The sequence below is a fragment of the Pseudoscardovia suis genome, from assembly GCF_002797875.1.
Taxonomy (GTDB): domain Bacteria; phylum Actinomycetota; class Actinomycetes; order Actinomycetales; family Bifidobacteriaceae; genus Pseudoscardovia; species Pseudoscardovia suis.
The window spans coordinates 1-7,274 of the sequence record NZ_PGFC01000015.1 but is presented as its reverse complement, the minus strand read 5'-3'; the positions used below and the strand labels follow the sequence as shown (position 1 = coordinate 7,274).

The following is a 7,274-nucleotide window of genomic DNA, read 5'->3' as shown; positions in this document are numbered from 1 at the left end:
GCGGAAAGCTTCGTCGTGGCGCCCACGCTCACGGTCTTCGAACCCGACACGGACACCATCGACACCGGCACCGTCACCGAGCCAGCCGCCTTCACAGTGATGGAGATCGTGGCGGTCTTGCCGTTGGACGAAGAGGCGGTGATGGTGGCGGTGCCAGCCTTGACACCCTTCACCAAGCCGGTGGAGGACACGGTGGCGACCGACGAGTTGGAAGACTTCCACGACACGGTCTTGTCCGTCGCGTTATCAGGCTTAACCGTTGCGGTGAGCTGGGTGGTGGCGCCAACGGTGACGCTGTCATTGCCAGACACGAACACGCCCGTCACCGCGACGGAAGCCGCGGCAACCGTCACCTTCGCGGTAGCGGTCTTGCCGTTCGACGAGGAGGCGGTGATCGTCGCGGTGCCCGCCTTCACGGCCTTCACCAGGCCCGTGGAGGACACGGTCGCCACCGACGTATCGGAGCTCTTCCACGTCACCGTCTTGTCCGTCGCATTGCTCGGCGCAACCGTCGCGGACAGCTGCTTCGAGCCGCCCACCGTCAGGGAGACGGACGTCGGCGAAACAGTCACACCCGTCACAGCAACCGTCGGGGCGACGCAGGTCACGGAGGAGAGCGACGTGTCGCCCACCTTCCAGCTCACCGTGCCGCCGTCGTAATCCATGCCCGGGGCCTTGTCAGCCGGGTAGCGGTTCGTGGAGCTGCCGTTGTCACTGAAGATCACCTTCGCGCCGCTCGCCAGGTCGTCAGGCACATCGTAGTAGTAGCCCGACTGACCGCAGCTGTCCGTGCCGGAGATCTTCGTCAGGGCCACGCCAGGCCAGGTCGCGTTGCTCACGGCGCTCGAGCCATCACCCGTGTACATGTACGCGTACACGGTGGACCAGCTCGGAGCGGTCACATAGATGCGGTTCTTGGCAACCGGAACGGTGCCCGTCACCGTCACCTTGATGGACGCGGTCTTCGTGCCGGCCTTCGCGGTGATCGTGGCGGTGCCCGCCTTCTTCGCCGTCACCGTGCCATCAGAGGCAACGGATGCAACGGAGGAGTCGGAGCTGGACCAAGAGACGGACGCGGTGGAAGGATCCACGGTTGCTGTGAGCTTCTTGGTGGTGGCGCCGTTGGAGATGTCGGTCGTGTAGTCGGCCTGGTCGATGGCGATGGAGTTCACGGTCGTCGTGCTGGTGCCGCAGCTCTTCTCAGTCCAGGAGGTGCCACCATCCCAGTAGTAGGTGCCGTCGATCAGCAGACCCGCGGCATCAACGCCCTGGGCGGTGTCGGCCGGGTACTTCGTGGAGGTGCCGGTTTGGCCATCGGTGAAGATGATGCGCACCGTGCCTTCGAAGTCAGACGGAACCTCGTACTTGTACATGCCGGCATCGCCGCAGCCGTCGGACGCGGTGAGCTTGGTCATCGCGACGCCAGGCCACGCGGCGTTCTGCGTCACAGTGGAGGCAGAGGAATCATCGACGTACACGTACGCATAGAGGTTGCTCCAGCTGGCGGGCTTCGTGGCGTATGCCACGCTCACCGCGTTCGGGTCCTTCTTCTTGTAGGTGTACTTCGAGGTGTAGGTGTTGCCATCGGAATCCGTGGCGTTGAGCGTCAGGGTCACCGTGCTGCCGGTGGCGGTGGAGCCGCCGAGGGTCACGACCGTGCCGTTGGAGAAGGAGCCGGAGGCGCCTTCGGAGGTGGTGTAGGTCGTGGTCTTGCAGTTGCTGCTCGCGGTGAGCGTCACATCGAGCGTGTCGGTGGTGAAGGACTTGCCGTCAGCCACGGAAGCGCCCATGGAGCACAGGTTGGTGGAGCGGTTGTAGAACACGCTCACCTTGCCACCCTTGGCGGTACCGGAAGTGATCGTGCCGTTCGAAACCGTGATCGTTCCACCGTTGACCTCATCGGTGTAGGTGCCGTTGTCAAGCTTCACGGCCGTGCCGGAAAGGTTGACGTCGCCGCCCATGTTCGCGATGGTCACGCCATCGTTGAGCACATTGCCGTCGGACTTGTAGCGCTCAATCATGAGGCAGGAATTGCTGCCACAGTTCGCCAGGTATTCGGAGCTTCCCACCAGCTGGTTGCGGAAGTGGTTGACTGCCGCGACCTGCGAATCCTTGTACAGATCGGAGCCCTTGTCGCCAAGCTTCGTCTGCTCGGTGAACTGAGCATTGTTGCCGCCGGAACCATAGGGGCGGTCGAAGAACAGCGGGGCACCTTCTGCGCGTGCACCGATGATGGCCCAGCCCATCGTGAGCTGATAATCGGTGATCGAGACGGACAGCTTGTCGGAGTTCGCGTAATTATCGTGGGACTCCACCCAAGTCACGAGCTTGTCCGGATCAACCGACGATGCATAGTTAGACAACGAGCCGGCATTCAGATTGCTGCTCTGGATTGCGGAGCGAACCGTGTTGCCATACTGGGAAGCGGTCACGCCGCCACCGTTGCTGGAATGGCTATTGAACAGGTTCGCGTAATCCGCATCACGGGAGACGCTGTCTTGCAGCACCTCGCCATACTGGTACTGCGCGCCATTGTCAAGAATGGAATTCCAATACGGGGAGCCATTGGAATCAGAAGAGAACTCCCCCGGAAGCTCGATGTGCTTGGCGGCATCGAAACGGAAGCCATCGGCGCCGTCGGCGACCGCCTTCTTGAGGAGCTCCTGCATGTACTGCCCGGTGGTCGGATTGTTGGAATCAATCTCCCACAGGCCGAGAAGGGCCTTGTGGGTGATTTCCCAGCGATTGTTCCAATTCGAGATCTCGTAGCTGCTGCCGCCACCGCGGTAGAGGCTCGAATTCGCCCAGCGGCCCTTGATGGCGCCGTAGTCGGACGTCATGTGGTTGGCCACGACGTCAACGATGACGCGGACGCCGTACTTGTGGGCCTCCTCGTTCATCGCCTTGAAATCGTCTTCCGTGCCGACCACGAAATTGCCGATCTCATCGTTGTCGATGGGCTGGTACACGTAATACCAGTTCTCATCGAACTTCTTGCCGTTCGCCGTGTTCTGCTTGCACAGCTGAATCGGCTCGGTCTGGATCGATGTGTAACCAGCAGCGGCAATGTCTGCCATGTTAGCGGAGATGGTCTTGAACGACCACATCCAGGCATGGAGAATCGCGCCATCCTTCATCTCTTTGGCAAGGCCGTACTTATTGCGTGCGGCTTCGAACGTGGCATTGCCCAACGTGCGGTCATAGCTGGTAGTACTTACTGTAGCTGCCGAGGCGGTGGACGCCGCAGATGCCGCAATAACGCCACCAGTGAGCAGCGTTGCTACGGACGCGAGAAGGCCGACAGCCTTCCTCGCCAGGCCACTACGCCTAGTGTTCCCTTCCATTACTGTCCTTTCAGACGGAAATGAATAATTGTGTATCTTTCTCAGGGGCTTGCTGCTCGATGGAACCCTTCTCATGGCTGCAAACGCTGCACGCCATTGCCAGAATCCCCGCGAACTGCATCCACGGAGTGCCAAGGCAACCGCCTGGCACCTTGACCGCACCCGTCTTCGGGAACAGTCAAAGCTATGTACAAGGATACTACATTTTCGCGGAAAATAGTACGCAGCAAGATAGGAGCGTCATTCGAATCCGCGAAATTCTTGCGCAGCGCACTTTTTCTCATTTTGCCCGAAGCTCACCGCCCATATAAAATGGACTATGTTTTGGCATGCAGGCACTTTTAGTGCGTGCCAGAATCTGGTGGTTTGTCTTCCAGCCGTATGAACGCCGTATGTTCATGTCGGTGAGAGACAAACGGGAGTCGCAACGAGACGCAGTGATGCGCCGCGACAAACGCAGAGGCTACGCATCAGCGCCTCCACGCCAGGGAATATCGAGAGAATCACTCATTCGGAAGGAACCGACATGGGGCATGACAGTTGGCATGTCAGTGTGAGAAGAAGAATCATCGCACTCTTTGTCGCGCTGGCAACTTTGCTGGCGGGCGGCATCATCGCGGCGACAGCTACGACAACGGCTTCCGCCGCCACAACCTCTACGCGCGACAGCTATTCGAGCACCGTGGGCAATTCCACGTTCGAAGCCGCGCGCAACAAGTATGGCCTCGCCAAGGAAATGCGCGACGGCGCCACATTGCACGCGTTCGAATGGTCGTTCAAGACCATTGAAGAAAACATCCCGGATATCGCCGCGGCGGGTTACACATCCGTGCAGACCGAGCCAATCCAGAAAATCAAGGACAACCGCAAGCTCGGCACCGGCAACTGGTACCTCAACTGGTACTACGTCTATCAGCCGGTCGATATGTCAATCGGCAACTACGTAGTGGGCTCTGAGGATGACTTCAAGGAGCTGTGCGAGGTCGCACACAAGTACGGCGTGCGCATCATCGTGGACGTGGTGGCGAACCACTTCACGTCTGACTTCGACGTGATCGCCGACCGTTGGCGCAACAAGAGCTACTTCCACGAAGACAAGCAGATCTCCGACTACAACAACCGCGAGGACTGCACCCAGCACAAGCTTTCCGGCCTGTGGGACCTCAACACCCAGGACGCCACGGTGACCGCCGGCATGGCGGACCTGCTCAAGCAGATGGTGGCGGACGGCGCCGATGGTTTCCGCTATGACGCGGCCAAGCACATCGAGCTGCCCGACGAGGTGTTCGGCGGCAAGACGTCGAATTACTGGAACACCATTCTTCAGAACGGCGCGCAGTACCAGTATGGCGAAGTGCTCGAGGACGCGAACGTGCGCGAGGCCGATTACGCGGATCTGTTCTGGAACAGCTCCACCGGCAAGGGTGGCATCACTGATTCCAGCTTCGGCCATGAGGTGCGCAACGGCGTGCAGCACGGGTCCCTGTCTGCGAGCCATTTCACGCAACACAACAAGGTGACGGAAGACAAGACCGTCAACTGGGTTGAATCCCATGACAATTTCGCCAATGGCGAGGCGAACATCCCGCAGGAGCTCAACGATGAGTGGATCAAGTACGGCTGGGCTGGCATCACTGCGCAGAAGAATGGCATGACGCTGTTCTTCGACCGCCCTTACAAGGACGGCGGCACGTACGGCACGGGCAAGGCTGGCACGTATGGCAACGGCAGCGGCCCGTTCAACGAGAACTCCAAGTTGGGCGACGCGGGCTCCGATCTGTGGAAGGACCCCGAGGTCGTGGCGGTGAACCACTTCCGCAACGCCATGGTCGGCGAGGATTCCAACGTCTCCAATTGCGGTGACGACCTGTGCCTGATGGTTGAGCGCTACGCCGGTTCCTCCGCGCAGGATGGCGTCGTGGTCGCAAACGCAAACGGTAGTGAGAAGAACCTGGCCGGCACGTCCACCAAACTCGCCAACGGCACATACACCGACGAGGTCACTGGCAGCAAGCTGGTCGTCTCCGGCGGCACAATCACCTCCGGCTCTGTGAAGGCCAAGGGCATTGCAGCGTTCTCCAATAAGACCCGTTCCGCAATCATCTCCACAGCCGAGGCATACCCCAACAAGGGCACCATCCCCGGCACGTCGAAGACGATCACGCTGCGCGCTTACCAGGCCACCAACACGACCTACACGACGTCCGACGGCCAGTCCGGCTCCTATGTGGATGGCGACACCGTGAAGATCGGCGCCAGCGCCAAGAAGGGCGATGTGCTCACCGTGACGGTGACCGGCACCGGTGCCAACGGCGAGACAATCACCCACACGTATTCGTATACGAAACAGGGCGATCCGACCTACGATCCCAGCGATGGTACGCAAAGCCCCTGCGACAAGTACTGCGTGACCTACATGGAGAAGATGGGCTACAACCCTGACACCTACATCGACTCTCAGGAGACCGACTATGAAGGCGGCTCCGGTGTGGATGCGACGGGCGTGACGATTAGCGGTGACGGTGTCTCCAATGGCGCGGCGACCCGTGACATCTCCACTGGCAGCACGACACTCAAGCTCACCGCCGCCGTCACCCCTGCTGAGGCAAGCCAGCGTGTGACGTGGAGCAGCTCCGACGCGTCCGTGGCTTCTGTTGCCTCCGACGGCACGGTGACGTTCAAGAAGGCCGGCACCGCGACGATTACCGCCAAGGCGAACTCCGGCTCCGCCTCTGCAAGCATCACGGCAACCGTGACGGGCGAGGCGCCGAAGGCGACGAACGTGATCTACGCCACGATGCCCTCCGGCTGGAGCGGCACGCTGTATGCCTACGTGTACAGCGGCTCAGGCACCGCGAAGAACGCGGCGTGGCCTGGCGTGGCGATGACCAAGGTGGACTCCTCTGATGACTGCGCCAACGCCGGCACCTATAAGTACGAAGTGCCCGACGACCTGGCAAGCAACGCCAAGGTCATTTTCACCAACGGTTCCAGCCAGTACCCTGGCTCCGGAGCGGATGGCATGGCATACACCGGCGGCACAGTGAGCTGGACCTCCGGTCAGACTTCGCTTACGACCGCCACCTGCAGCGGCGGCAGCTCGACCACGGTGGATGTGACGGGTGTGTCGGTGTCTCCGACGTCTGTCTCTCTGACGGTGGGTGGCTCGCAGCAGCTGTCTGCGACTGTTGCGCCGAGCAATGCGACGGACAAGACCGTGACCTGGAAGTCCTCGGACTCGTCGGTGGCTACGGTGAACGCGAACGGTCTGGTGAAGGCCGTGAAGGCGGGCACCGCCACGATTACCGCGAGCTCGTCGAACGGCAAGACCGCGACCGCCACGGTGACCGTGACGGCGGCTTCGGTGGCTGTTACGGGCGTGTCGGTGTCTCCGTCTTCCTTGTCGCTGACGGTGGGTAATTCGCAGCAGCTGTCGGCTACGGTGAGCCCGTCGAACGCGACGGACAAGACCGTGTCGTGGAAGTCGTCTGACTCGTCGGTGGCGACCGTGTCCTCCACTGGCCTGGTGAAGGCCGTGAAGGCCGGCACCGCGACGGTCACGGTTTCCTCGGCGAATGGCAAGTCGGCGACGGTGTCGGTGGTCGTGAAGGCGGCTGGTTCGGTGACGGTGCCGGTGTCGATGGTGTCGGTGTCGGGTTCGAAGACGGTGTCCGTGGGGTCCTCGGTGAGGCTTTCGGCGACGGTGTCCCCGGCGAACGCCACGAACAAGACCGTCGTCTGGGGCTCCACCGATCCGAAGGTCGCGACGGTCTCCTCCGACGGCACCGTGACCGGCGTCGCCAAGGGCACGGTGAAGGTCGTGGCGACTGCGGGTAATGTGTCTGCTGCGTTCGATGTGTCGGTGAAGGAGCTGACCGGCGATTCGCTGGGCGTGAGGAGGAGCGCGGTCTCCTACCTGCGCAACACCCT

General features: G+C 61.3%; 2 protein-coding genes. One reads left to right on the top strand and one right to left on the bottom strand.

Going from position 1 to position 7,274, the window contains the following annotated elements; genetic code table 11:
* A partial coding sequence (locus CLV65_RS08585; protein WP_169925505.1) for an Ig-like domain-containing protein occupies nt 1–3,344 on the bottom strand: 3,344 nt, incomplete at its 3' end.
* Between the two features lie 526 nt (nt 3,345–3,870).
* Here CLV65_RS08585 and CLV65_RS08580 point away from each other — a divergent pair.
* Nucleotides 3,871–7,274: Ig-like domain-containing protein (locus CLV65_RS08580; protein ID WP_100346300.1), on the top strand; the 3,404-nt coding region annotated here is incomplete at its 3' end.